The 24,334-nt window shown below is 70.6% G+C and carries 22 protein-coding genes; 18 read left to right on the top strand and 4 right to left on the bottom strand.

Annotated elements, in window-relative coordinates; genetic code table 11:
- Nucleotides 1–81: 81 nt before the first annotated feature.
- The 5 genes from HA039_RS05710 (at nt 82) to HA039_RS05690 (ending at nt 4,084) form a co-directional block, all read left to right on the top strand.
- On the top strand, nt 82–552 hold the full coding sequence (locus HA039_RS05710) for an SRPBCC domain-containing protein (protein WP_167024693.1): 471 nt from the start codon (nt 82–84) through the stop codon (nt 550–552).
- On the top strand, nt 549–1,487 hold the full coding sequence (locus tag HA039_RS05705; RefSeq protein WP_243869186.1) for an MBL fold metallo-hydrolase: 939 nt from the start codon (nt 549–551) through the stop codon (nt 1,485–1,487). The genes HA039_RS05710 and HA039_RS05705 overlap by 4 nt, the downstream gene beginning before the upstream one ends.
- A gap of 48 nt (nt 1,488–1,535) precedes the next feature.
- Nucleotides 1,536–2,315 (top strand): SDR family NAD(P)-dependent oxidoreductase, encoded by a 780-nt coding sequence (locus HA039_RS05700; RefSeq protein WP_167024690.1) that lies wholly within the window; start codon nt 1,536–1,538, stop codon nt 2,313–2,315.
- 435 nt (nt 2,316–2,750) lie between these two features.
- The gene (locus tag HA039_RS05695; protein ID WP_167024687.1) at nt 2,751–3,614 is read left to right on the top strand and encodes an AfsR/SARP family transcriptional regulator; all 864 of its coding nucleotides are present in this window, start codon (nt 2,751–2,753) and stop codon (nt 3,612–3,614) included.
- Nucleotides 3,615–3,658: 44 nt separating this feature from the next.
- Nucleotides 3,659–4,084: a nuclear transport factor 2 family protein gene (locus HA039_RS05690; RefSeq protein ID WP_167024684.1), complete on the top strand. Its 426-nt coding sequence runs from the start codon at nt 3,659–3,661 to the stop codon at nt 4,082–4,084.
- Between the two features lie 18 nt (nt 4,085–4,102).
- Here the strand turns inward: HA039_RS05690 and HA039_RS05685 are convergent, their stop codons facing one another.
- Nucleotides 4,103–4,609 carry a hypothetical protein gene (locus HA039_RS05685; protein ID WP_167024681.1) on the bottom strand — a complete coding sequence of 169 codons (507 nt, stop codon included), beginning with the start codon at nt 4,607–4,609 and terminating at the stop codon, nt 4,103–4,105.
- A gap of 396 nt (nt 4,610–5,005) precedes the next feature.
- Between HA039_RS05685 and HA039_RS05680 the strand changes: the two genes are divergently transcribed.
- From HA039_RS05680 to HA039_RS05670, 3 genes are read left to right on the top strand one after another with little or no spacing between them, the layout of a single operon-like run.
- Nucleotides 5,006–5,998, top strand: a complete 993-nt coding sequence (locus tag HA039_RS05680; protein ID WP_167024678.1) for an ATP-binding cassette domain-containing protein — start codon at nt 5,006–5,008, stop codon at nt 5,996–5,998.
- Nucleotides 5,995–6,798, top strand: coding sequence for an ABC transporter permease (locus tag HA039_RS05675; RefSeq protein ID WP_167024675.1), 804 nt, complete (start codon nt 5,995–5,997; stop codon nt 6,796–6,798). Before HA039_RS05680 ends, HA039_RS05675 begins: the two co-directional genes overlap by 4 nt.
- 40 nt (nt 6,799–6,838) lie before the next feature.
- Nucleotides 6,839–7,981, top strand: a complete 1,143-nt coding sequence (locus HA039_RS05670; RefSeq protein ID WP_167024672.1) for a glycosyltransferase — start codon at nt 6,839–6,841, stop codon at nt 7,979–7,981.
- A 47-nt stretch (nt 7,982–8,028) separates the two neighbouring features.
- Here the strand turns inward: HA039_RS05670 and HA039_RS05665 are convergent, their stop codons facing one another.
- On the bottom strand, nt 8,029–9,147 hold the full coding sequence (locus HA039_RS05665; RefSeq protein ID WP_167024669.1) for a DegT/DnrJ/EryC1/StrS family aminotransferase: 1,119 nt from the start codon (nt 9,145–9,147) through the stop codon (nt 8,029–8,031).
- Nucleotides 9,144–10,109 (bottom strand): NAD-dependent epimerase/dehydratase family protein, encoded by a 966-nt coding sequence (locus HA039_RS05660; protein ID WP_167024666.1) that lies wholly within the window; start codon nt 10,107–10,109, stop codon nt 9,144–9,146. The genes HA039_RS05665 and HA039_RS05660 overlap by 4 nt, the downstream gene beginning before the upstream one ends.
- Nucleotides 10,110–10,288: 179 nt before the next feature.
- Between HA039_RS05660 and HA039_RS05655 the strand changes: the two genes are divergently transcribed.
- Both HA039_RS05655 and HA039_RS05650 read left to right on the top strand, forming a co-directional pair.
- Entirely contained in the window at nt 10,289–11,005 is a 717-nt protein-coding gene (locus tag HA039_RS05655) for a class I SAM-dependent DNA methyltransferase (protein ID WP_167024663.1), read from the top strand.
- Between the two features lie 116 nt (nt 11,006–11,121).
- Entirely contained in the window at nt 11,122–11,781 is a 660-nt protein-coding gene (locus tag HA039_RS05650) for an FMN-dependent NADH-azoreductase (RefSeq protein WP_167024660.1), read from the top strand.
- 28 nt (nt 11,782–11,809) lie between these two features.
- On the opposite strand, the gene HA039_RS05645 is transcribed toward HA039_RS05650, so the two are convergent.
- Nucleotides 11,810–12,853 (bottom strand): helix-turn-helix transcriptional regulator, encoded by a 1,044-nt coding sequence (locus HA039_RS05645; protein ID WP_167024657.1) that lies wholly within the window; start codon nt 12,851–12,853, stop codon nt 11,810–11,812.
- 83 nt (nt 12,854–12,936) lie between these two features.
- Here HA039_RS05645 and HA039_RS05640 point away from each other — a divergent pair, with 83 nt between their 5' ends.
- From HA039_RS05640 to HA039_RS05605, 8 genes are all read left to right on the top strand, one after another.
- Complete coding sequence (locus tag HA039_RS05640; protein ID WP_167024654.1) at nt 12,937–13,761, top strand: SDR family oxidoreductase; 825 nt, start codon at nt 12,937–12,939, stop codon at nt 13,759–13,761.
- Nucleotides 13,762–14,051: 290 nt separating this feature from the next.
- Entirely contained in the window at nt 14,052–15,422 is a 1,371-nt protein-coding gene (locus HA039_RS05635) for an NDP-hexose 2,3-dehydratase family protein (protein WP_167024651.1), read from the top strand.
- A 66-nt stretch (nt 15,423–15,488) separates the two neighbouring features.
- Complete coding sequence (locus HA039_RS05630) at nt 15,489–15,815, top strand: antibiotic biosynthesis monooxygenase family protein (RefSeq protein ID WP_167024648.1); 327 nt, start codon at nt 15,489–15,491, stop codon at nt 15,813–15,815.
- A gap of 52 nt (nt 15,816–15,867) precedes the next feature.
- Complete coding sequence (gene ccrA, locus HA039_RS05625; protein ID WP_167024644.1) at nt 15,868–17,199, top strand: crotonyl-CoA carboxylase/reductase; 1,332 nt, start codon at nt 15,868–15,870, stop codon at nt 17,197–17,199.
- Between the two features lie 35 nt (nt 17,200–17,234).
- Nucleotides 17,235–19,499, top strand: coding sequence for an ATP-binding cassette domain-containing protein (locus HA039_RS05620; RefSeq protein WP_167024641.1), 2,265 nt, complete (start codon nt 17,235–17,237; stop codon nt 19,497–19,499).
- A gap of 110 nt (nt 19,500–19,609) precedes the next feature.
- Entirely contained in the window at nt 19,610–21,445 is a 1,836-nt protein-coding gene (gene ggt, locus HA039_RS05615) for a gamma-glutamyltransferase (protein ID WP_167024638.1), read from the top strand.
- Between the two features lie 220 nt (nt 21,446–21,665).
- Entirely contained in the window at nt 21,666–22,058 is a 393-nt protein-coding gene (locus HA039_RS05610; RefSeq protein ID WP_167024635.1) for a PPOX class F420-dependent oxidoreductase, read from the top strand.
- Between the two features lie 187 nt (nt 22,059–22,245).
- Nucleotides 22,246–24,165 carry a hypothetical protein gene (locus HA039_RS05605; protein WP_341830005.1) on the top strand — a complete coding sequence of 640 codons (1,920 nt, stop codon included), beginning with the start codon at nt 22,246–22,248 and terminating at the stop codon, nt 24,163–24,165.
- Nucleotides 24,166–24,334 lie beyond the last annotated feature (169 nt).

Genomic DNA, 24,334 nt, shown 5'->3' with positions numbered 1-24,334 from the left:
CCTGTCGAGCCGTGCTCCACAGGAGGTCGAGCCCCACTGGCGACCGTGGCCGCAGGTCCAGTGGCTGCGTGGGAGGAAGCGATGACAGAGGGCTCCATACCGGACGTACGCAAATTCGTGGAGGTCCAGGCCGACGCGAAGCGCTGCTTCGTGTACTTCACCGAGCGGATGGCGGAGTGGTGGCCTCCGACCCATGTGCTCCTGAGCCGGCCGCGGGCAGGTCTGGCCATGGAACCGTGGGTGGACGGCCGTTACTACGAGTGGGACGTCGACGGGACCGAGGCCGACTGGGGTCGTGTGCTCGCCTGGGAACCGCCCCACCGCCTGCGGCTGACCTGGCGGGTCGGCGGTCAGTTCCAGGCGTTGCCCGACGACGAGCGGGCCAGCGAGATCGAAGTGGTCTTCGCACCGGTCGAGTCGGGGGGTACGCGGGTGGAACTGGCCCATGTACGGCTCGACAAGCTCGGCGCGGACGGGCAGGGGATCTTCCGGGCGCTGGACGGTCCGAGCCCCGGCGAGACCCTCCAGCGCTTCGCGGAAGCCGTCCGGTGACCGTCCTGGACGGGCGAGCCGGCCGGGACCGGGCGGACGGGCCGACGCTGCGTGAGATAGCCGACGGTGTGTACGCCTACGAGCAGTTGCCGGGCGGGTGGTGCCTCAACAACGCGGGGCTCGTCGCCTCGGGAGGCAGGGCTGTGCTCATCGACACGGCGGCGACCCAGGCCAGGGCCCGTCATCTTCGCGGGCAGACCGAGCGGGTGGCGCCCGGCGGACCCGACATCGTCGTCAACACCCATTTCCACGGCGACCACGTGTTCGGCAACACCGAGTTCGTGCCCCGGGCGACGGTCGTCTCCCACGAGGTGACCCGGTCGGACATGGCCGAGGCGGGACTGGGGATGCGCGGCCTGTGGCCGAAGGTGGACTGGGGCGATCTCCGGCTGACCCTGCCGGACGTCACGTTCAGCGGCGGCCTCACTCTCCGGTGCGGTGAACTGACCGTGGTCCTGATGTGCGTCGGCCCCGCCCACACCGCCGGCGACGTGATCGCCTGGGTGCCGGAACGGCGCGTGCTCTTCACCGGTGACATCGCGTGGTCGGGGGTCACCCCGTACGTCCTGATGGGATCGGTCTCCGGTTCGCTCCTGGCGCTCGACCGGCTGCGCGCACTCGACCCGGAGGTGGTCGTCTGCGGCCACGGCCCGGTGGCGGGCCCCGAGGTGCTGGACGAGACCGAGGCGTATCTGCGCTGGGTCGATGGTCTGGCGAGGGACGGGCTGACGGCGGGCAGGTCTCCGCTGGAGACCGCCAGGGCGGCGGATCCCGGAGCGTACGCCGGGCTCGTCGACCCGGAACGGCTCGTGGGGAACCTGCACCGCGCGTACGCCGAACTCCAGGGGGCGGAGCCCGGCGAGCGGCTCGACGTCGCCGCCTCGTTCCGCGAGATGGCCGAGTTCCACGGCGGCCCGCCGCACTCCGCCGCCTGACCCCCGCGAGCCGCGCGGACCGGCACGACACCCCTCAGGAGGACCACCATGATCCGTAAGAAGACCGCCTTCGTCACCGGTGTCAGCAGCGGGATCGGCCTGGCGATCGCGCGCACGCTGGCGGCCCAGGGCATCGCCGTGTTCGGCGTCGCGCGCGACGCGGGCAAGGTGACGGCCACCGTGAAGGAACTGCGTACCGACGGCCACGAGGCGGACGGCACCGCCTGCGACGTGACCTCCCCCGACGACATCCGGGCCGCGGTGGCCGCCGCCGTGGCGGCGTTCGGGACCATCGACATCCTGGTCAACAACGCCGGCCGGGGAGGCGGCGGTGAGACGGCGACGCTGGACGAGTCCCTGTGGTTCGACGTGCTCGACACCAACCTGAACAGTGTGTTCCGGGTCACCAAGGAGGTGCTGTCCGCCGGCGGCATGGCGGCCGCGGGCTGGGGACGGATCGTCAACATCGCCTCGACCGCGGGGAAGCAGGGCGTCGCCCTGGCCGCGCCGTACACCGCGTCGAAGCACGGGGTCGTCGGTTTCACCAAGTCGGTCGGGTTCGAACTGGCCAAGTCGGGGATCACCGTGAACGCGGTCTGTCCCGGGTACGTGGAGACGCCCATGGCGGTACGGGTCCGGCAGGGGTACGCGGGCTACTGGGGGGTGACCGAGGAGGACGTGCTGGAGCGCTTCAACGCCAAGATCCCGTTGGGCCGTTACTCCACTCCCGAGGAGGTCGCCGGACTGGTCGGCTATCTGGTGACCGACGCCGCCGCCTCCATGACCGGCCAGGCCGTCAATGTCTGCGGCGGGCTGGGCAACTACTGAGTCCGGGTCCCCGCCTTCCGCCCGCTCCCGGCCCGCCGGGCGGGGAGCCAAAGGCCTCTGTCACGTGGAAAGAAGATCCGCGTGACAGAGGCCTTCGCCGTTTTTGTTCATGGTGGGCGGAGCGACTCTATACCCGCACCGGGTCTGTTCATCCGTCCCGGACCCTTTTCGGTCAGCGGATCGTCCGTAAGTAGCCGAATCAAGCGGAGCTTGAGCGGCTCGACCAAGGATCCGAGGGGCCGGTTGACTGAACGGCCAGAAAGTACTTAGGGTAATGTTCCCGCAAAGTCAAGTCCAGAGATGGACGATCTAGAGGGGGAGGGGGATGCGGCAGTACGGGCGATGTCATCGAGGCAGGGATTTATCGCCGAGAACTGCCTTCCGTCCGCAATTCACACCGCGGACGAGGCACTCAGATCTCGTGGGGGATTTCGAATGAGGATACGCCTTCTTGGGGAATTGGACGCCACATTGCACGGGCGGTCGGTGACACCGACCGCCGCGAAACCACGACAGGTGCTCGCCCTGCTCGCCCTGCACGCGGGACACATCGTCTCCGTGCCCACGCTCATCGAGGAACTGTGGGGTGACCGCCCGCCGATGAGCGTACGTACCACGCTGCAGACCTACATCCTCCAGCTCCGCAGGCTCATCCAGTCGGCTCTGCCGGCCGGCTCCCCGAGCAGGGCCAAGGACATCCTGGTGACCCGGTTCGACGCCTACCTGCTCGACGTGCCTCCGGATTCCATCGACGTGCGCGTCTACGAGCAGCTGGTGGAGGCGGGGAACCGCGCCATCGACAAGGGCGAGTACCACGCCGCCTCGCGACTGCTCGGCCAGGCGCTGTCGAAGTGGCAGGGGCGTGCGCTGGCCGACGTCAGGATCGGCATGCCGCTCGGCATCGAGGTGACCCGCCTGGAGGAGAGCAGGCTGAACGTGCTGGAGAGCCGCATCGGGGCGGACATCCGGCTCGGCCGGCACCACGCGATCCTGAGCGAACTCACCGTACTGACCGCTCAACACCCCATGCACGAGAACCTCTGCGCGCACCACATGGTGTCGCTGTACCGGGCCGGGCGGCAGTGCCAGGCCCTCCAGGTGTTCCGGACGCTTCGCGAGACCTTGAACCGGGAGCTGGGGGTGGAGCCCTCGACCCGGCTCCAGAATCTCCAGCAGGCGGTCCTGCGATCGGAACTCGACCTGGTCCCGCACGCGGTCGAGCAGCGGGAGGCGTGGAGCCATCCCGCCGCCCCCGAACCCGCACTGGGCATGCCAGGGCCCCGCTTCGCACACTGGTGATCCCGGCCGGCCCACGACTTCGTCACGAGAGATGAGGACAGACCATGGCCAAGGTAGACGCCGACCAGTACGTCGACATCATGCGGTTCTACGCGCACCAGATGAGCCTCCTCGACGCCCAGGACGTGACCGGCTATGTCGGGACGTTCACCGAGGACGGTGTGACCCACCACGTGCACCGCGGCGAGAAGTTGGAGGGAAGCGCGGCGATACTCGCCCACGCCACCAAGGCGCTGCCCCATTACCGGACCGTCGTCGTCCGGCACTGGAACGACCACTACCTGGTCGACGAGACCGAGGACGGTGAGGGATTCACCGTCTCCTACGGCTCCTTGGTCACGCTCACCGACGGGGACGGGCGCGTCCGCTTCGAGTCGACCTTCGCCGTGACCGACGTGCTGGTGCTCGTCGACGACGGGCTGCGGGTGCGGTCCCGGACCATCGTGCGGGACCGGCCCGCGGAGCGGTGACCGACGGGGAGCGCGGACTCAGCAGGCCGTGGGGACCGGACTGGTCCGGTGCATCCGGGACGTGGCCGTGAAGGAGTCGAGCAGGGTCCAGCCCGCGTCGTAGAAGGCGCCTGTTCCCGAGCTGCTGAACCGGCCCGCGTGCACGACGGCACTGTGGCTGGCCCGCAGATATCCCGTGGTGGCACCCGTTCCGTCGAAGAAACGTTCCGTTACGCGGAAGCTGAACGTGTTCTGACCCGTGGACACCCACCTGCCCGCGCCTTCGACCCCGCCGTCGGGGCCGGGGGGCGGGGCCACCAGGCACAGCGTTCCGTCGGAGCGGAACGACATGGTGGCCTCCACCTCACCGCCCGGGATGGCCACCGCCCCTTCCCACACGCCGACGGGACCGCTCGCATGCGAGCCGGCGGACGCCGCCGCCCGGTCCTGCGTACCGCTCCGAGCGGTCGCCGTCGTCGCGGTCAGCAGCAGTGCGGCGCCCAGAGTGCCGAGGACCGCGAGGTGGCGGGATATTCGTCTGGTCATTTCGCTTCCGTTCTCATCGGTTGGGACCGGGATCCTGAGACGCCCGGAGCGTGACCGCCCGGCGGGCCTTCGGAACCCCGTTCACCGAGTGGCGGCGGATGGTGAGAATAAGTTGGGGCCGGGCGCTATGGGAACCCTGGATTCACTCTCGACCACGACCGTCGGCGTGCCGTGGCGCGTTGGCATCTCCTCTTTCGTCGTTAGCGAAGAACTTCGGGTCCGGGCAAAGGACCGAGAAATCCTCGATGGTTCAACAAAGAACCAGTTCACGTTTCCGGGCGTCCCCCGCCAATCGGGGACGGAAGCTGTCCGCGATTGCCCGTACGGTGTGGCCCTGCCCCTTTGAGGGCCGTGCGGTCTCTCTTGTGGTCGCACGTATCAGGTGACGGAGGAAAGATGACGAACGCGATCGTCGCCGAAGGGCTGACTAAGCGCTTCGGTGACAATGTCGGATTGAACGGGCTGGATCTCACGGTGCGTCAGGGCACGGTCCTCGGGCTGCTGGGCCCGAACGGTTCCGGCAAGACCACCACGGTGCGGGTGCTGTCCACGCTTCTGCGCGCCGACTCGGGCAGGGCCGTGGTCGCCGGACTCGACGTACGGAACGACGCCGTGGCACTCCGTCGCAAGATCGGCCTTTCCGGCCAGTACGCCGCGGTCGACGAGGATCTCACCGCCAGGGAGAACCTCAGGATGATCGGCAGGCTCTACCACCTCGGCGCCACGGCGAGCGTCGAGCGGGCCGACGAACTCGTCGAGCGGTTCGGCCTGACGAAGGACGCGGACCGTCAGGTGAAGGGCTACTCGGGCGGTATGCGCCGACGGGTCGACCTGGCCTGTGCCGTGGTGTCCAGGCCCGAGGTGCTGTTCCTGGACGAGCCGACCACCGGTCTCGACGTCCGCAGCCGGATGGCCATGTGGGAAGTGATCGCCGAACTGGTCTCGGGCGGCAGCACCTTGCTGCTCACCACCCAGTATCTGGAGGAGGCCGACCAACTGGCCGACCGGATCACCGTGATGGAACAGGGCAAGGTCGTCGCGGAGGGGACGCCCGACGAGCTGAAGGCCCGCGTCGGCGGCGAGCGGCTCGAACTGACCGTGGGCAGCCGGGAGGACGTGGCCGAGGCCCGCCGGGTCCTGGGGGAGATCGCCCAGGGCGAGATCACCGTGGACGAGGAGGACGACCGGGTGATCGTACCGATCACGGACGGCCCGTCGGCCCTGGTCAGCGCCATCCGGCTGCTGGACGGGGCGGGGGTGCGGCTGACCGGGACAACGGTGCGCCGGCCGAGTCTCGACGAGGTGTTCCTCTCCCTGACCGGTACCGCCGCCGACCCCGCGCCGGCCTCCGTGGAAGCGGCCGCCCTCACCAAGGAGGAGGCACGGTGAACGCCTTCAGCCAGGCCGTCGAGGACGGCCTCACCCTCACCAGGCGCAGTATCCTCAAGAACTTCCGCAACCCCGACATCGTGGTCTTCGCCACCGTCGCGCCGATCGCCTTCGCCCTGCTCTTCGGGTTCGTCTTCGGCAGCGCGATCGACGTGGGCGGCTCGAACTACCGCGAGTTCATGGTCATCGGCATCCTGACGCAGACGATGCTCCTGACCGCCACCAACACGGGCGTGGGCATCGCCCTCGACATGAAGCTGGGCCTCGTGGACCGCTTCCGGTCGATGCCCATCTCCCAGTCGGCGGTGCTGGTCGGCCGGACGAACGGCGACGCGGTCAACAACGTCTTCGTGATCATTCTGCTGTCGCTGACCGGCCTCGCCATGGGGTGGCGGATCCGGTCGGGCGTCCTCGACGCGGCCCTCGGCTTCCTCCTGCTGTTCCTGTTCGCGTACGCGGCCTCCTGGGTCACCGCGGCGATCGGGCTGACGGCGAAGTCGCCCGAAGTCCTCGGCAACGCGATGCTGATGGTCCTGCTGCCTCTCACCTTCATCTCCAACTCCTTCGTCCCCAGCGAAGGACTGCCCACCGTGCTCCGGGTGGTCGCCGACTGGAATCCCGTGTCCGCGGTGGTGGAGGCATGCCGGCAGCTGTTCGGCAACATCCCCCCGGGCCGGCCCGATCCGGACGTCTGGCCACTGCAGAACCCCGTCCTGTCGGCCTTCCTCTGGGTGGCTCTCATCCTGGTCGTCTTCGTGCCGTTGGCCGTACGCCGCTACCAGCGTGCCGTGAGCAGCTAGGGCCTGTCCCCTGTCCGTGACCCACGTCCAAGGAGAAGCAGTGCGATTCCTGTTCATTGCCGGGGGCGGCGCCGCCCCCGTACACGCCGGCGCACCCCTCGCGTCGGCCGCCCGGACCGCGGGCCACGACGTCATAGTCGCGGCTCCCGACGAGAACATCGAGCTCATCAACGGTCTGGGCCTGCCGGCCCGCGGGGTGACCGAGCTGGGCATGGGGGAGGCGATGCTCAAGGACCGCCAGGGCAACTGGCTGAGCATGCCGTCGACCGAGGACGAGGAGATGGACTTCGCCGGGCGGGGTTTCGCCCGGCTGTCCGCCGCCGCCTACCGGGCGACCGAGGAACTGGCCGAGGCGTGGAAACCGGATGTCGTGATCGGCGGGGAGTACAACCACGCCGCCCCGCTGATCGCGCACCGGTTCGGGATCCCGCACGTGCGGCACACCTGGGCCATCTACGACCGCACCGAGGTCGACTGGCAGGGAGCCACCGACGAACTCGAACAGGAACTCTCCCGGTTCGGTCTGACCGAGATCCCCGGGTCCGACCTGTTCGTCGACATCACCCCGCCGAGCCTCCGGCCCGAAGGGGCCGAGGCGGCGCAGGCGATGCGCTGGACCCCGGGCAACCCCCAACTTCCTTTGCAGCCCTGGATGTACGCCAAGGGTGATCGCCCCCGGGTCCTGATCACCTCCGGCTCGCGGAGCGTGTTCGTGCCGACGCTGGGGATCGACTTCTTCCGCCCCCTGCTGAGCAACTCCCTGCTGGCGAGCGGCGACGTCGAGGTCGTCGTCGCGACATCGGAACCGGTCGCCGCGCAACTGCGCGCCGAGTTCCCGGACATCAAGGCCGGCTTCCTCCCGCTGGACGTGGTCGCCGGCACGGCGGACCTCGCCGTGCACCACGGCGGCGGCGTCACGGTCATGACCTTGCTCAACGCGGGGGTCCCGCAGCTGGTCCTGCCCGAGATCCTGGCCTCCGCGATTCCCATGCGCCGGGTCGACGCCCAGGGCGCGTCCATCACCCTGGACAGCCACACCGAGCCAGTCGAGACCGTGGCGACGGCGGCCGCCAAGATCCTGTCCGACTCCTCCTACCGGGACAACGCCCGCGGCCTCGCCGGCGAGATCGCCGGGCTGCCGGCTCCCGCCGAGATCGTGAAGATGATCGAGAAGCTCGTCTGAGGAACGGCTGTGGGGGCCACCCGACCGGGTGGCCCCCACAGCCGCGCTCAGAGGGCGAGAAGAACCTCGCGCAGGGACGCGATCACCTTGTCCTGGAGGCCGGCCGGCAGGGAGGGATACATGGGCAGGGAGAAGATCTCCCCCGCCAGCCGCTCGGTGACCGGGAGGGACCCCGCCTCGTACCCCAGGTGCGCGAACCCCGACATGGTGTGAACGGGCCACGGATAACTGATGTTGAGCGAGATGTCGTACCGCTTGAGCGCCTTGATGATCTCGTCCCGGCGCGGATGCCGGACCACGTAGACGTAGTACACGTGCTCGTTGCCCTCGTTCACGGACGGCAGGACCAGACCGCGGTCGGCGAGGTCGCCCAGCCCCTGTTCGTACCGCTCGGCCACGGCCCGGCGCCCGCGGACGTACCCGTCCAGCCGCCGGAGCTTGCGGCGCAGGATCTCGGCCTGCACCTCGTCCAGCCGGCTGTTGTGCCCGGGGACCTCCACGACGTAGTAGGTCTTCTCCATGCCGTAGTAGCGCAGCCGCCGCAGGTTCGCGTCCACGGCCGGGTCCGCCGTGACGACCGCCCCCGCGTCCCCGTACGCGCCGAGCACCTTGGTCGGGTAGAAGGAGAACGCCGCCGCGTCCCCCATGCTGCCCGCGAGCCTGCCCCCGTGACGGGCGCCGTGCGCCTGCGCGCAGTCCTCCAGGAGCGCCAGCCCGTGCTGATCGGCGAGGGCTCGCAGCGGGGCCATGTCCACACACTGGCCGTAGAGATGCACCGGGAGGAGCGCCTTGGTACGCGGAGTGATCGCGGCGGCCACCTGGTCCGTGTCCATCAGGTAGTCGTCCTCGCGGACGTCCACGAACACGGGCTTCGCGCCGGTCCCGTCGATGGCGACCACCGTCGGGGCCGCCGTGTTGGAGACGGTGACGACCTCGTCCCCCGGACCCACCCCGAGCGCCTGGAGCCCCAGCTTCACCGCGTTGGTGCCGTTGTCGACCCCCGCGCAGTGCGCCACCCCGTGGTAGTCGGCGAACTCCCGCTCGAAACCGGCCACGCTCGGTCCGAGCACCAGCTGACCGGAGCGGAACACCGTGTCGACCGCGTCGAGCAGGTCCTCCTTCTCCGACTCGTACTCCGGCAGGTAATCCCACACGTATGTGGTCATGTCGGGGGGTTCTCCGTTCCGTTCGGTTGATGGTGTCGTGCGACGAACTCTTGCCAGAACGCGTCCACCGCGTCGGTGAGCGGACGACGGGGCCGCCAGCCGAGCAGCCGCTCGGCGGGTTCGATGTCCACCCGGGACCAGTCCTCGGTGGAGTGCTGGATACCGGTGCCGGTGCGCTCCACCACGCCGGCGGCCAGTCCGCTGCGCGCGACGAGCAGGTCCACCAGAACCCGTACCGACGTGCTCGTACCGCTTCCGATGTTGATCAGCTCGCCGGTGACCGGTGAGGTCGCCGCCGCCACCACCGCGTCGGCCACATCGCGGACGTCCACGAAGTCGCGGTGGGCGAGCAGCGGATCGAGCTCCACCACCGCGGGCTCCCCGGCCGCCGCCCACAACTGGTTGGCCACCCGGCCGAGCAGGCTGACGTCCGGGCTGAGCGGACCCGCCAGATTCGTGATCCGCAGCACCACCCCCCGCAGCCGGTGCGACCGCAGCCGCTCCATCACCGCCCGGGTCGCGGCCAGCTTCGCCCGGCCGTAGGCGCTGCCGGGCCGCTCCACGGTGGCCGGGCTCGCGGTCGTTCCGACATCCATCCGTCCGTACTCCAGTACGGAGCCGAGGTGCACGATCCTCGGTGGGGTGGCCAGCAGCGCCAGCGCGTCCAGCAGCCGGAGCGTGGGGACGGTGACGGTGTCCCACATCTCGTCGTCGGTACGGCCCCAGATGCTGCCGACCGCGTTGACCACGACCTCGGGCCGGAGCTCGTCCAGGACCTTCGCCAGGTCCTCCGGGGGCCGCAGCGCGACGTCGAAGGCCAGAAAGCGGCCGGCCTCTCCCGGCGGGGGCGCCCCGCGTGCCACGGCCCACACGTCGAAGCCCTGCGCGCTCAGCGCCCTGCACGTGTGCCGCCCGACGAAGCCGGTACCGCCCAGGACAACGGCGCTTCCGTTAACGGACATGGGGTCCTTTCCCTCACTGGCATCAGGCCCTTCCCCTCTCGCATCATCGGCGGGCCCGATCGGGGCTCGCTAGAGCCCCGGCCGGGTTCCACCGCCGCTCGAAGGGGAGAGGGCAGGGTGCCGGAGCCGGGACCGTCACCCGTCCCGGCGACGACCGGCCCGGCAACGGAGGAGACGGCATGTACGGCGGCGAGTCAGCGAAGATCTACTACGCACAGCACACGGCGCGGGGCAAGGACTACCGGGCCGAGGCCGAGGCGGTGGCCGAACAGATCCGTCTGCGTCTCCCCGGCGCGTCCTCCGTGCTCGACGTCGCCTGCGGCACCGGAGGCCACCTCGGACCGTTCACCGAGCTGATCGGGTACGCGGAGGGCGTCGATCTCTCCGAGCCGATGCTGGAGATCGCGAGGCGGGAGCTGCCGGCCGAACTGCCCCTGCACGTCGGGGACATGCGGGACTTCGACCTCGGCCGTACGTTCGACTCGCTGACCTGCCTGTTCGCCTCGATCGGCTATGTGGGGTCCGTCGACGAACTGCGCGCGTCGTTGGTCCGCTTCGCCCGGCACGTCAGGCCGGGCGGCGTGGTGGTCGTGGAGCCCTGGTGGTTCCCCGACACCTTCGTCGACCGCTGGGTCTCCGGTGACATCGTGCGGTGGGAGGGCGACACCATCAGCCGCATGTCCCACACCGTGCGCGAGGGCGACACCTCCCGGATGGAGGTGCACTACCTGCGCGCCTCCCCCGACACCGGTGTCCAGCACCTCACGGAGGTCCACCGCGCCATGCTGTTCACCAGGGAGCAGTACGAGACGGCGTTCTCGCTCGCCGGACTGCGCCCCGAGTACGTGCCGGGAATCCTGTCGGGCCGGGGCCTGTTCGTGGGCGTCCGCACCTGAGAACCGCCGAGGCGCAAGCCGCGCTCCGACCAGGTTCGAGCGCCCCGCGCCACGATCGGCACTCCCGTCAGCGCCGCCCCCCGGGGAAGCTCGCCGTCGTTCATGAGAGGTGTCCCGTGCCCCATCTGCTGCACATCGACTCGTCGACCTCGCCGTACTCCGTGTCCCGGAGTCTCGCCGCCTCCTTCCGGACCGCCTGGGCCGAGGAACACCCCGGTGCGACCGTCACGCACCGGGACCTGACCGCGGACCCGATCCCGCACCTCGACCCCGACTCGTACGTGGCGCTCATGTCCGAGCCGCGGAGCGACGCGCAGCGCGCGGCCGCAGCGCTGCAGTCCGAACTGGTCTCGGAGATCCAGGCCGCGGACGCGCTGCTCATCAGCGTGCCCATGCACAACTGGACCGTCCCGTCCAGCCTCAAGGCGTGGCTGGACCAGTCACTGATCCTGGGACGGACCCTGCCCTACGATCCGGCGTCCAACCCGCTCGCCGGCCGTCCGGCGACCGTGCTGATCGCCTACGGCGGGGACTACGGACCGGGCGCGCCGGACGAGGACATGGACCACTGCGGCCCGTACCTGCGCACGGTTCTGGGGAAGGTGCTCGGCTACCAGTTGGAGCTGATCGCCGCCTCCCACACGGTCGCCCCCTTCCTCTCCGAGAACCCGGTGGAGCTGGAGAAGGCGGCGCTGTCCCTGCGGCAGGCGCACGCCGCCGCGACGGACCGCGCGCGGAAGGTCGCCGGCGATCTGGGCGCGGCCTCCCTCCGCTGAGGCCGGGGCCGCGGGAGCCTGACCGCGGTCACCCCCCTCCGCGGTCACCCGACCCCGACCCCGACCCCGAGCCGGGACGCTCCGGGGCGCCCGCCTCGCCGAGGACGGCGCGCTCCCCGGGCCGGACGGAGCGCCCCATGCGGTCGGACAGGGTTCTGACGTGTTCGACCAGCTCCGGCGGCTCCTGGATGTCGAACTCGAATCCGAAGGCGGCGATCCACACCGCGAGATGGTCGAGGCTGTCCGACCCGATGCGCAGGACACAGGTGTGCGCGTCGACGGGTTCCACCGCGCCGAGGGTGGGCGGAACCTCGTCCGCCACGTCCTGGGCGGGGCCGTACATGGTGAGTACCGCGCGGTAGCGGTACTGGTCGGTGACCGTGGCGGTGGCGAAGTAGTGGGGGAGATCCTCGGAGGGCAGCGGGCGCGGGGCGAAGCGCGGACCGTTCGGGATCCGGACCGTCACCCGGTCGGCACGGAACTTGCGCCAGTCCGACCGGGTGACGTCCCAGCCGAAGACGTACCACCGCCGCCCGTGATGGACCAGGCGGTACGGCTCCACGTCCCGCAGACTCTCCGAGCCGTCGTACGAGACGTAGTCGAACCGCAGTCGTTCGAGGTCGCGGATCGCCGACGCGATGGCGACGAGCACGGAGGGATCGACCGTCGGACCGGGGGCGGGCACGGTCACCAGTGCCGCGCTGAGGGTGTTGACCTGGTAGCGCAGCCTGGAGGGGAGCACCTGGTCCAGCTTGGCCAGGGCCTGTATCGACGTCTCGGTGATGCCGGTGACCGCGCCGCCCACCGCGGTGCGCAGCCCGATCGCCACCGCGACGGCCTCCTCGTCGTTCAGCACCAGCGGCGGGAGCGAGGCGCCCGCGGTCAACTGGTAGCCACCGCCCACCCCGCCCGTCGCGTTGACCGGGTACCCGAGCGCGCGCAGCTTGTCCACGTCGCGCCGCACGGTCCGCGGACTCACTCCCAGCCGGTCCGCCAGCTCGAATCCGGACCAGTCCCGGTGTGCCTGCAAAAGACTCAGCAGACGGAGCAATCGTGCCGAGGTTTCCAACATGAGCCGAGTCTCGCACCGGTGGCGGACAGCAGTTGACCGCGATTGCTCATAGTTTCGGAGCTCCGGACCCGAAGGAGATTCTCATGACCATTCTTGTCGCAGGAGCCACGGGCAACGTGGGGCGTCCGCTGGTCGAGCAGCTGCTGGCCGCCGGGCACCCGGTACGCGCTCTGACCCGCAACCCGCAGAAGGCGAACCTTCCCGCCGGGGCGCAGGCCGTCGCCGGCAACCTCGCCGAGACCGAGAGTCTGGCGGAGGTCTTCTCGGGCGTCACCGCGGCCCACCTGATCAGCTTCAACGGAGAGGACTTCTCGGAGCTGACGAACGGCACCGAGATCGTCGAACTGGCCCGCAAGGCCGGCGTGCGCAAGGTGACCGTACTGAAGGGGGACCTGTCCAAGAGCCCCCTGGAGGAGGCCGTCGAGGCCGCGGGCCTGGAGTGGACGCATCTCTCGCCGGTGGAGTTCATGTCGAACGCCCTGGAGTGGGCCGAGTCCGTCAGGACGGAGGGTGTCGTCCGCGAGGGCTTCCCCGAGTCCAGGAGCGCCATGGTCCACGAGGCGGACATCGCCTCGGTGGCCATGACCGCGCTGACCGCGGACGGTCACGCCGGCAAGGAGTACTGGCTGACGGGACCCCAGGCGCTCACCCCGGCGGAGAAGGTGCGCATCATCGGCGAGGTGATCGGCCGCGAGGTCCGGTACGTCGAGCTGAGCCAGGACGAGGTGGTCGCCGACTGGCGCAACAGCGGCTACGCGGACGGTGACATCGAGTTCTTCCTCATGATGCGCACGAATCCCCCGGAGGCCGGCTACACCGTGCTGCCCACGGTGGAGGAGGTCACCGGCAAGCCGGCGCGCGCCTTCGCCCAGTGGGTGGAGGAGAACGCGGCGGCCTTCACCGCCTGACCACCCCGCGGAGGCCGGCCGGGCCGAGCCCCGGCCGGCTTCCGGCGTGCCCGGCATCCGCGGGATCGGTGAGGCCGGGGCGTCGGCTGTCCGTTCGAGTGTGAATGCAGGCGGTGTCGAGAGAGGCCGACCACGATGGTGCCCGCCGCCCTACCGCTCCCGGCATCCGCGATTCGGTGCAGACCGCCGAACGGACTTTTCTGGAGACCGCATTGACGTCGCACCTTCGGCCGGCCCAGTCCCACGAGGATGTGGACGGCGCCGCGTCGTTACAGACAGCGAGGTCCGTGATGGCCAGGTCCGGACTGGTCCCCGACCTCGACCACTTCCACCGCTGGCTCGGCGAGCAGAGGCGTATCTCCCAGATGGAGGTCCGGAGCCTTCCGCTGGACCACCTCGACGGATGGCGGACCGACCCCGACACGGGCAACATCCGCCATGTCTCGGGGAAGTTCTACTCGGTCGAGGGGCTGGACGCGCGGGTGACGGCCGGCCCGGTCGAGCGGTGGCAGCAGCCGATCATCAACCAGCCCGAGGTGGGCATCCTGGGCATCCTGGTCAAGGAGTTCGACGGTGTCCTGCACTGCCTGATGCAGGCCAAGATCGAGCCGGGCAACTGCAACGGCCTCCAGCTCTCCCCGACGGTCCAGGCGACTCGCAGCAACTACACCCGGGTGCACGGCGGTGCGAGTGTGCCGTACCTCGACTACTTCCGGGACACCGCGGGCCACCGTGTCCTGGCCGACGTCCGGCAGTCCGAGCAGGGCTCCTGGTTCCACCGGAAGCGCAACCGCAACATGGTCGTCCAGGTCACCGGCGAGGTCGAGCTGCTCGCTGGGTTCTGCTGGCTGACCCTCGGTCAGGTGCACCAACTGCTGGCGCTGGACGACCTGGTGAACATGGACGTGCGCACGGTCCTGTCGTGCGTCCCCTTCGCCGGAGTGAACCTGCTGCGGGCGTTCGGCCCCGATCTCACCGCGTTCACCTCGTCGCTCATCCGGTCGTACGGCGTGGAGGCCGACGCCGTCCACAGCACCTCCGAGGTCCTCAGCTGGATCACGGACGTCCGCACCCGGCGGGAGAGCGACGCCGAGCGGATCGCCCTGCGGGACGTGCAGGGCTGGAACCGGGACGACAAGAAGATCGCGCACGACAGCGGCTTGTTCTTCCGCGTCATCGGGGTCGGTGTCACGGCCACCGGACGCGAGACCCGCGCCTGGGCCCAGCCGATGATAGAGCCGTGCGGCGAGGGCGTGGTGGCCTTCCTGGCCAAACAGATGAACGGCGTCCTGCACCTGCTGGTCCACGCCAAGGCCGAGCCGGGGTACGTCGACGTCGTGGAACTCGCCCCCACCGTCCAGTGCACCCCGCCCAACTACGACGCGATCCCGGGGGGCGCGCGACCGCCCTTTCTGGCCGAGGTTCTCGCCGCCCGGCCGCACCAGGTCCGGTTCGAGGCCGTGCACTCGGAGGAGGGCGGGCGCTTCTTCCACGCGCGGAACCGGTACTCCGTCATCGAGGTCGAGGGCGATGTCGATGCCGGCCACCCGGACTACCGCTGGCTCACGCTGACCCAGCTGGCCTCCCTGGTGCAGCACAGCCACTACGTGAACGTGCAGGCCCGCAGTCTGATCGCCTGCCTGCACGCCTTGTCCGCCTGACGCGCCGGCATTCTCCCGTACCACCACGAAGACCCGTCACCGTCGTCCTCCACGCAAGGGATTCCGATGGACAACCAGCCCACCTCCGTCACTTTTGTCAACCGGTTCACCGTGACCGGGGAGCCGAAGGAATTCGAGGAGGCCTTCGCCAGGACCGCCGAATTCATGACGCGCCAGCCCGGCATTCTCGGATACACCCTTTCCCAGGACACCGAGGACCCCCAGCGGTTCGTGAACATCGCGCGCTGGAAGAACGCGCAGTCGCTCCGCGCCGCCGTGAGCGACCCCGGCTTCCAGTCCCATGTGGGAGAGCTGCGAAAGCTGGCGACCAGCGAATCCCGGCTCTACGCCGAGCGGCAGCGCTACCTGGACGGCGGCGTCACCGCTTCCTGATCCCGCGGAACCCCACCGATGTCCCCGCACCCCCGACGAGAAACGGAATGCGATGAATTCCTTGAGCGAGGCTGTCCTGTCGGACGCGCCCCCGGGGGAACTGGCGCGGGCGCCGTTGCCGGAGGAGTACACCGCGGCACATCTGCGGGCCGAGGACGTCGGTATGTTCGCGGGGCAGACCGACAAGGACGTGCGCAAGTCCATCCATGTCGGAGCGGTGCCGATGCCGGAGCTGGCGCCGGACGAGGTGCTCGTCGCCGTCATGGCGAGTTCCATCAACTACAACACCGTCTGGTCGGCCACGTTCGAGCCGTTGCCGACCTTCGCCTTCCTCTCCCGGCGCGCCGCCGCCGGCGGGTTCGCCGCCCGGCACGATCTCCCGTACCACGTCATCGGCTCGGACGCGGCGGGTGTGGTGGTCCGTACCGGGGCGGGAGTCGGGCGGTGGCGGCCCGGGGACCACGTGGTGGTGAGCTGTGTCCAGGTGGACGATCACGAGCCCGCCACGCACGCGGACGCCATGCTCGGATCCGAACAACGGATCTGGGGGTACGAGACGAACTTCGGCGGACTCGCCCACTACGCCGTGGTCAAGGCGAGCCAGCTGCTTCCGAAGCCGGGTCATCTGACCTGGGAGGAGGCCGCCGGTGTCCTCCTCACCGCCGCCACCTCCTACCGGATGCTGATCAGCGACAAGGGAGCCCGGATCAAGCTGGGGGACGTCGTACTGATCTGGGGCGCGACCGGAGGACTTGGGGCCTTCGCCGTACAACTGGTGAGACAGGCGGGCGGGATCCCCGTCGGGGTGGTCGGCTCCGAGGCCAAGGCCGGGTACCTGCGCGCGCTCGGCTGCGACCTGGTCGTCAACCGGTCCGAACTCGGCCTGGAAGGTCCGGACGGCAAGGACAGCACCGCCGAACAGGCCAAGCGGCTGGGGCGGGCGATCCGTGAGGTGGCGGGCGAGGACCCGGCCGTGGTGTTCGACTTCGTCGGCCGGGCGACCTTCGGCCTGTCGGTCTTCGTCGTCCGCCGCGGCGGCACAGTGGTGACCTGCGGCTCGACCACCGGATACCGGCACGAGTACGACAACCGCTACCTGTGGATGAACTCCAAGCGCGTCATCGGCAGCCACGCCGCCAATCTCCAGGAACAGGCCGAGTGCACCCGCCTGTTCGGGCTCGGAAAGCTGGTGCCCGTCCTGTCCGCCGTCCACCCGCTGTCCGAGGTCGGAGAGGCCACCCGCACGGTCCAGAACAATCAGCACATCGGAAAGGTGGGCGTTCTCTGCCTCGCGCCCCGAGAAGGACTGGGGGTGACCGATCCCGTACTCCGGGAACGAATAGGGGAGTCCGCCCTGAACCCGCTGCGCGCGCAAGGGATTTGATGAACCGGCCCGGATGATTCCTGTACTGTATTCCCATGGCAGAGAACGAAGATGACATTCAGATCGTCGGCGCCAGGGAGAACAATCTCAAGAACGTGTCGCTGCGCCTTTCGAGAAACAAGATCACGGTATTCACCGGGGTGTCGGGTTCGGGGAAGTCCTCCTTGGTTTTCGACACGCTGGCGGTGGAGTCCCAGCGCCAGCTGAACAGTACGTTCAGCTGGTTCATCCGCAATCAGCTGCCGAAATACCAGCGCCCGCACGCGGACGTGATCAAGAATTTAACGACACCCGTGGTGGTCGATCAGAAGCCGGTCGGCGGCAATGCCCGGTCGACGGTCGGCACGATGACGGACATCTACTCGTCCATCCGTGTGCTGTTCTCCCGCTTCGCGACCCCCCAACAGCCGCCCGGCGTCTACTCCTTCAACGACCCGCAGGGCATGTGCCCCGACTGCGACGGTCTCGGCCGGATGCGCCAGGTCGACGTGGAGCGGATGCTCGACCGGTCCAAGTCCCTCGACGAGGGGGCCATCCAGCTGCCCACCCACAAGGTCGGCGGCATGGACTGGCAGCAGTACGCCAACTCCGGTCACTTCGACACGGCCAAGCCGCTGGCCGACTACGACGCTGCCGAGTGGCACATGCTCCTGCACGGCTCCGGCGGCACGGTGACCGTGCGGACCGCCAACACCACGGCGACCCTCAAGTACGAAGGCGTGGTCGACCGGTTCGCCCGGACCAACCTCAAGCGCGACCTCAGTACGCTGGGGGAACGCGGCCGGGCGAACATCGAACGGTTCATCACCCAAGGTCCCTGCGACGGCTGCCAGGGGACCCGGCTGAATCCCGCGGCACGGGCCGCGACGATCGACGGCCGCACCATCGCGGACTGGTCCCGGATGGAGGTCGGCGACCTCATCCGGCTTCTCGGTACCTTTCGTGACCCCGAGTCCGTGGGGATCGCCGAGAGTGTGCGTACCGCGCTCGAACGCATCGAGGGGATCGGCCTCGGCTACCTCTCGCTCGACCGGGAGACCACCTCGCTCTCCGGCGGTGAGGCCCAGCGGCTGAAGATGGTGCGCCACCTCAGCAGCAGTCTCATCGGAATGACCTTCATCTTCGACGAACCGAGCACCGGACTGCATCCACGGGACGTGGGCCGGCTCAACGACCTGCTGCGGGCCCTGCGGGACCAGGGGAACACGGTGCTCATCGTGGAGCACGACCCCGACGTCATCGAGATCGCCGACCATGTCGTCGACGTCGGCCCGCGTGCCGGGGTCCACGGCGGGGAGATCGTCTTCTCGGGGACGTTCGAGGAGCTGAGGAGAGCCGACACGCTCACCGGCGAGGGCCTGCGGCGGGTCGGCCCGGTGAAGAACACGGTCCGCACGCCCACCGGGCACCTGGAGGTGCGCGACGCCGACCTGCACAATCTGAAGAACGTCACCGTCGCCTTCCCGACCGGGGTCCTGACCGCGGTCACCGGTGTCGCGGGATCCGGCAAGAGCTCCCTGGTCACCGCGTCGTTCCTGAAGGCCTACCCGGACAGCGTCTTCGTGGACCAGTCGCCCATCAAGGGGTCCTCGCGCTCCACACCGCTCAGTCATCTCGACCTGATGGACGCGACCCGCAAGCTCTTCGCCAAGGCGAGCGGCGCGCCGGCCGGACTGTTCAGTTTCAACTCGGCGGGCGCCTGCGGCGAGTGCAACGGCCGCGGCCAACTGATCACGGAACTGGCCTACATGGACCCGGTGCGGACCCACTGCGAGGCCTGCGACGGCCGCAGGTTCCGCGAGGACGTCCTCGCGCACCACCTGCGCGGCAAGTCCATTGCCGACGTCCTCGAACTCCCCGCCGAGGCGGCCGTGGAATTCTTCACCGAGCGGGAGATCCGCGACAAGCTGACGGGCCTCCTCGACGTGGGTCTCGGCTACCTCACCCTGGGCCAGTCCCTCAGCACCCTGTCGGGCGGCGAGCGGCAGCGCCTGAAGCTCGCCGGGCAACTGCACCGCTCAGGAAGCGTCTACGTACTGGACGAGCCGACCACCGGCCTCCACATGTCCGACGTCGACACCATCCTCGGCCTGATGAACCGCCTGGTCGACAGCGGCAACACAGTCATCGTGGTCGAGCACAACCTCGACATCGTCCGCCAGTCGGACTGGGTCATCGACCTCGGCCCCGACGGCGGCAAGCACGGCGGGGAGATCGTCTTCACCGGCACCCCCAACGACCTGCTCAAGGCGGAAGGCTCGGCCACCGGCGAGTACCTGCGCCGCTGCGCGGTGGTCTGACCGGAGTTAGCGGGGGGCGGGGCGTGCGCCGCACCGCTGGTCGAGACGGTCCTGACGGGGCGGCGGCGGTGAAGTTACAGTGCGCGGACGGTTCTTGACTGGAGGTACGGATGCAACGCTCCGCTGCTCGGAACGTGTCGGCCGTGGCCGTCGCCGCGGCCATGCTCGCCGTGGGCGCCGCCGCGCCGCCCTCGACGGCGGCCCCCGGGGCCTCGGCGCGGACGCCCGCGCCCACCACCCTGGCGAAGACCCCGGTGGCCGCCGGGTACGGGGGAGCGGTGGCGAGCGTCGACGCCGACGCCTCCGCCGCGGGCATCGAGGTGCTGCGCCGGGGCGGCAACGCCGTGGACGCCGCGGTGGCCACGGCCGCGGCGCTCGGCGTCACCGAGCCCTACTCGGCGGGCATCGGGGGCGGCGGCTACTTCGTCTACTACGACGCCAGGTCCCGTACCGTGCAGACCATCGACGGCCGGGAGACCGCCCCCAGGACCGCCGACTCCGGGCTCTTCCTGGAGGACGGCAGGCCGATCCCGTTCGCGGACGCGGTGACCAGCGGGCTGAGCGTCGGCACCCCCGGCACCCCCGCCACCTGGGACACGGCGCTCGACGCGTGGGGCAGCAGGTCCCTCGGGCAGTTGCTGAAGCCCGCCGAGAAGCTCGCCAAGGACGGCTTCACCGTCGACGAGACCTTCCGCACCCAGACCCAGGCCAACCAGGCGCGGTTCGCGGACTTCCCCGCGTCCGCGAAGCTCTTCCTGCCCGGCGGGCAGGTGCCGGTCGTCGGCTCGACCTTCAAGAACGCCGATCTGGCCCGTACGTACGCGGAGTTGGGGCGCCGGGGCACCGACGCCCTGTACGAGGGCGAGCTGGCCCGCGACATCGTCCGTACGGTACGGACGCCTCCCGTCGACCCGAAGGCGACCCGCGTCGTCCGGGCCGGCGACCTCAGCACCCGGGACCTCGCCGCGTACCGGACGAAGCGGCAGGCACCGACGAAGGTCTCCTACCGGGGCCTCGACGTGTACGGCATGGGGCCGTCCTCGTCCGGCGGTACGAGTGTCGGCGAGGCGCTCAACATCCTGGAGAACACGGACCTCTCGAAGGCCACCCAGGCGCGGTACCTGCACCGCTTCATCGAGGCGAGCCGCATCGCGTTCGCCGACCGGGGGCGCTGGCTCGGCGACCCCGCCTTCGAGGACGTCCCCACCAAGGGGCTGCTCTCGCAGCGCTTCGCGGACTCGCGCGCCTGCCTCGTCAAGGACGACGCGGTCCTCAAGAGCCCGCTGGCGCCCGGCGATCCGAGCGATCCGACGCCGTGCGCGAAGGGCGGCACCGCCGCGCCGACCACGTTCGAGGGCGAGAACACCACGCACCTGACGGCCGCCGACAAGTGGGGCAACGTCGTCGCGTACACCCTGACGATCGAGTCCACCGGCGGCAGCGCGATCACCGTGCCGGGGCGCGGCTTCCTGCTCAACAACGAGCTGACGGACTTCTCGTTCGCCCCCGCCAACCCGGCGGTCCACGACCCGAACCTGCCCCGGCCCGGCAAGCGGCCGCGCTCCTCGATCTCCCCGACGATCGTGCTGGACCGGCACGACCGCCCCGTCCTCGCGGTCGGCTCGCCCGGCGGCTCGACCATCATCACGACGGTCCTCCAGACCCTGACGGGCGTCCTCGACCGGGGCCTGCCGCTGGTCGACGCGATCGCCGCGCCCCGCGCGAGCCAGCGCAACGCGGCGGCCACGGAGCTGGAGCCGGGGCTGTGGAACAGCCCCGTGCGGCCCCAACTGGAGGCGCTCGGGCACGTGTTCACGCAGAACCCGGAGATCGGCGCCGCGACCGGCGTCCAGCGCCTGCCGGACGGCCGCTGGCTGGCGGCGGCGGAGACCGTCCGCAGGGGCGGCGGCTCGGCGATGGTGGTGACGCCGGCCGGCAAGCGGTAGGCCCCGCGGAGCGTCGGTGTGTACGGGACGGCCCGCACCCCCACGGCCCACCGGGTCGCGAGGAGGCGCGGGCCGTCCGTCTTAAGCGCTACGTGCGTTCCGCGTGTGCTGTTGCGCCGAGGGGCCGCCTCAGGCCCCGGGATCAGCCGGAAGCCGGGCGCCCCTCAAGGGCCGCTGGAGACGCGTGCCTGGCGGGCGGGGAGCGCGTAGTCTCCCGTCCGTGACCACCCTCGACGAAGTCGGCGAACTCGGCCGCGCCCGCTATGTCAGCCTCACCACCTACCGCAAGGACGGCACCGGTGTCGCCACCCCCGTCTGGCACGCCGTGGACGGGGGTGAGTTGTTCGTCTGGACCAACGTGGAGGCCTGGAAGGTCAAACGGATCCGCAACAACGGCCGCGTGGTCCTGGCCGCCTGCGACGTGCGCGGACGGGTCGCGCCGGGCGCCACCACCGTGGAGGGAACGGCCCGTCTGCTGGACGCGTCCGAGAACGACCGGGTGCGGCGGCTCCTGACCCGCAAGTACACCTGGCAGTTCTGGATGATCGACCGCCCGGCCCGCCTCTTCCGGCGCGGCAAGCCCCGGACGGTCAGCATCGCCGTCTCGTTCTGACCGCCCGCGCCCTCGCTCACCGTGCCGCGCCGAACACACCGCACCGTCCCTGAAAACTGCGCGTAGCCGTCCTGTAACACGACTGCGGTCGAATGCCACCTGACCGCAGGCAGGTACGGGGGGTCAGAACGGGGCAGCGATGACGGTGCATCAACTCCCGGCAGAAATAGGGGCGTTCGCTCGGTACTTGCGCGACCTGACGTCGCTGCTCGACCCGGGCGGCGGCTGGTACGGCGTGTTCAGGCAGCGCGACCCCGACGGGCTGCGGGCGTGTTTCGACGGCGTCGAGATACCCCCGTGGGACGTCGTGGAGTCGCTGCTCCAGGACTTCGGCGCGGGACGCGACGCCCAGCAGGCGGCGGCCGAGACGGCACGCGCGCGCCGTTTGCATTCCGCGTCCGCCGCCGCGTACGACCGGCGGGCCGGCGGCGAGGACGCGCTGGCCGAGCGGCTGCGGCTGATGGTCCGTGAGCAGGCGTACGCCGTGGAGCGGGCCGACGAGCTGGTACGGCGGCTCCGTACCGTGCCGGCGGGCTCGCCCGAGGGCGACCAGCTGGCGCACGACCTCGCGTGGGTGCGCGACGACCACGCCCGCGCTTCGGCGCGCTGCGCCGAACTCCGCTCCCGGCTCACCGCGCTCACCACCCCGGGACGCGGCGGCCCGACCGCGCGCCCGGTGGCCCCCGAGGGATGGTTCCGCGAGGAGGAGTCCCCGTCGGACGAGGAGTCCGTCTTCGGCACCCGCGACCCGGCCCCGGGGTCCGCGCGGCGGGGGAGCAGGGGTACGGGGGCGAGCGCCGGCGCCGCTCCCGGCACGACCGGTCGCCCCGGGACGGATCCCCGTGCGGGCATGGACTTCCGTGCGGGTACGGACTTGGGCCCGGGGCCGGACTTCCGCCCGGGTACAGACCTCCGTCCGGGTACGGATCCCCGTGCGGGCATGGACCCTCGCCCGAGTACCGACTTCCGCCCGGGTGCGGACGGCCGCTCGGGGACGGACCCCCACCCCGGCATGGACCCCCGTGCGGGCACGGGCACGCGGCCTGACGGCAGCGGCAGCGGCGGCGGCGCCTCCTCGGCGTGGGCCGGTGCACCGCGCGACGTCGGTGCGCGTGGTGGGGTTGCCTCGCAGGAGGCTTACCGGAACGGGCCCGGTGCCCCTGCGCCGCGCGACCGTGTGTGGGGGCCGGGAGCCCCCGGGGTCGGTGGCGCCGCGGGGGCGGGGCCTTACCGGGACGCCGCCGAGCCCGCCCCCGTCCGGGACGACCCGTACCCCGCCCCGGTCCGGGACGCCCCCGCCCCCCTGCCGGACGGCAGCCCCCCGCAGTGGGCCGCAGGCGCGCCCCGTGAGGAGGATGCCGCTCCGCCGCGGCAGAAGAAGCGCGGCTCCGGCGCGAAGCGCAAACCCCGCGGCGCCCGGTTCGCCGGGCTCGACCTCGACGACGACGCCGACGAGCCCGTCGCCACGCCCCTCACGGAGACCCCGCCCCCCACCGCCCGCGACACCCCGCGCGGCGCCCGCTTCGGCGGGGCGCTCGCCGGGGTCGCCCGCCCGGCCGAGCCCGTCCACTCGCCCGAGGACCTGCGCGCCGCCGCCGGCCTGGTCGCCTCGCTCGTCGGGCTCCGCGCCCAGGGCCGCTCCGGCGAGGCGCACGTCCTGCTCTGCGAGGCCGCCGGGCGCCCGCCGGGCCAGCTGCCGCTGCTCGCCGCCGAACTCAACCGCGCGGGCCTCGCCGCCGACTGGGCCGAGCTGCTCTGGGAGGCCGCCTCCCTGCCGCCCGACCGGCTCGCCGCCGCGGCCGGGGCGCTCGCCGTCGCCGGGCGGGACGACGACTGCGCCCAGCTGCTCCGCCAGGGCGCCGCCCGCCCCGCCGGGGAGATCGCCCACGCCGTGCTCGCGCTGGGGGAGGCGGGCCGCGCGTACGAGGCGCAGGCGTTGCTGAGCACCTTCGTCCAGGCCCGCACACCCGAGGACGCGGCGCGGATCGCCGTACCCGATCCCCGCCGTCTCGTACCGCAGCTCCTCGACGCGGCGCGGGCCGTCTCGGCCGGTCACGAGCGGGACGTGGTGCACGCCCTGCGGCTGGCCGGGATCGGGGTCGCCTGACCCGTCCGTACCCCGAACCGCTCGTTGTCGACCGCTCGGGTGTGAAACTTGATCGACTCTGCGGGTTAACGACGATGGTCTTGCCCCCGTGTGTGGCGGGGCTTACGTTCTCCTCCTACGCATCGCATCTACGTGCGTAGAAAGCTCGTCGACGATCACGCCCAAGGAG

The sequence above is a fragment of the Streptomyces liangshanensis genome, assembly GCF_011694815.1.
GTDB classification, from domain to species: Bacteria; Actinomycetota; Actinomycetes; order Streptomycetales; family Streptomycetaceae; genus Streptomyces; species Streptomyces liangshanensis.
The sequence above is the reverse complement of the archived record's forward strand: the minus strand, read 5'-3'. Positions and strand labels throughout refer to the sequence as shown.

What these genes read in the sequence shown, in the direction of transcription:
- HA039_RS05635 (WP_167024651.1), top strand. Translation starts at nt 14,052, where the DNA reads ATGGCCAGGTCCGGACTGGTCCCCGACCTCGACCACTTCCACCGCTGG.
- HA039_RS05655 (WP_167024663.1), top strand. Translation starts at nt 10,289, where the DNA reads ATGTACGGCGGCGAGTCAGCGAAGATCTACTACGCACAGCACACGGCG.
- ccrA (WP_167024644.1), top strand. Translation starts at nt 15,868, where the DNA reads ATGAATTCCTTGAGCGAGGCTGTCCTGTCGGACGCGCCCCCGGGGGAA.
- HA039_RS05695 (WP_167024687.1), top strand. Translation starts at nt 2,751, where the DNA reads ATGAGGATACGCCTTCTTGGGGAATTGGACGCCACATTGCACGGGCGG.
- HA039_RS05645 (WP_167024657.1), bottom strand. Translation starts at nt 12,853, where the DNA reads ATGTTGGAAACCTCGGCACGATTGCTCCGTCTGCTGAGTCTTTTGCAG.
- HA039_RS05640 (WP_167024654.1), top strand. Translation starts at nt 12,937, where the DNA reads ATGACCATTCTTGTCGCAGGAGCCACGGGCAACGTGGGGCGTCCGCTG.
- ggt (WP_167024638.1), top strand. Translation starts at nt 19,610, where the DNA reads ATGCAACGCTCCGCTGCTCGGAACGTGTCGGCCGTGGCCGTCGCCGCG.
- HA039_RS05660 (WP_167024666.1), bottom strand. Translation starts at nt 10,109, where the DNA reads ATGTCCGTTAACGGAAGCGCCGTTGTCCTGGGCGGTACCGGCTTCGTC.
- HA039_RS05710 (WP_167024693.1), top strand. Translation starts at nt 82, where the DNA reads ATGACAGAGGGCTCCATACCGGACGTACGCAAATTCGTGGAGGTCCAG.
- HA039_RS05620 (WP_167024641.1), top strand. Translation starts at nt 17,235, where the DNA reads ATGGCAGAGAACGAAGATGACATTCAGATCGTCGGCGCCAGGGAGAAC.
- HA039_RS05630 (WP_167024648.1), top strand. Translation starts at nt 15,489, where the DNA reads ATGGACAACCAGCCCACCTCCGTCACTTTTGTCAACCGGTTCACCGTG.
- HA039_RS05685 (WP_167024681.1), bottom strand. Translation starts at nt 4,609, where the DNA reads ATGACCAGACGAATATCCCGCCACCTCGCGGTCCTCGGCACTCTGGGC.
- HA039_RS05700 (WP_167024690.1), top strand. Translation starts at nt 1,536, where the DNA reads ATGATCCGTAAGAAGACCGCCTTCGTCACCGGTGTCAGCAGCGGGATC.
- HA039_RS05680 (WP_167024678.1), top strand. Translation starts at nt 5,006, where the DNA reads ATGACGAACGCGATCGTCGCCGAAGGGCTGACTAAGCGCTTCGGTGAC.
- HA039_RS05665 (WP_167024669.1), bottom strand. Translation starts at nt 9,147, where the DNA reads ATGACCACATACGTGTGGGATTACCTGCCGGAGTACGAGTCGGAGAAG.
- HA039_RS05690 (WP_167024684.1), top strand. Translation starts at nt 3,659, where the DNA reads ATGGCCAAGGTAGACGCCGACCAGTACGTCGACATCATGCGGTTCTAC.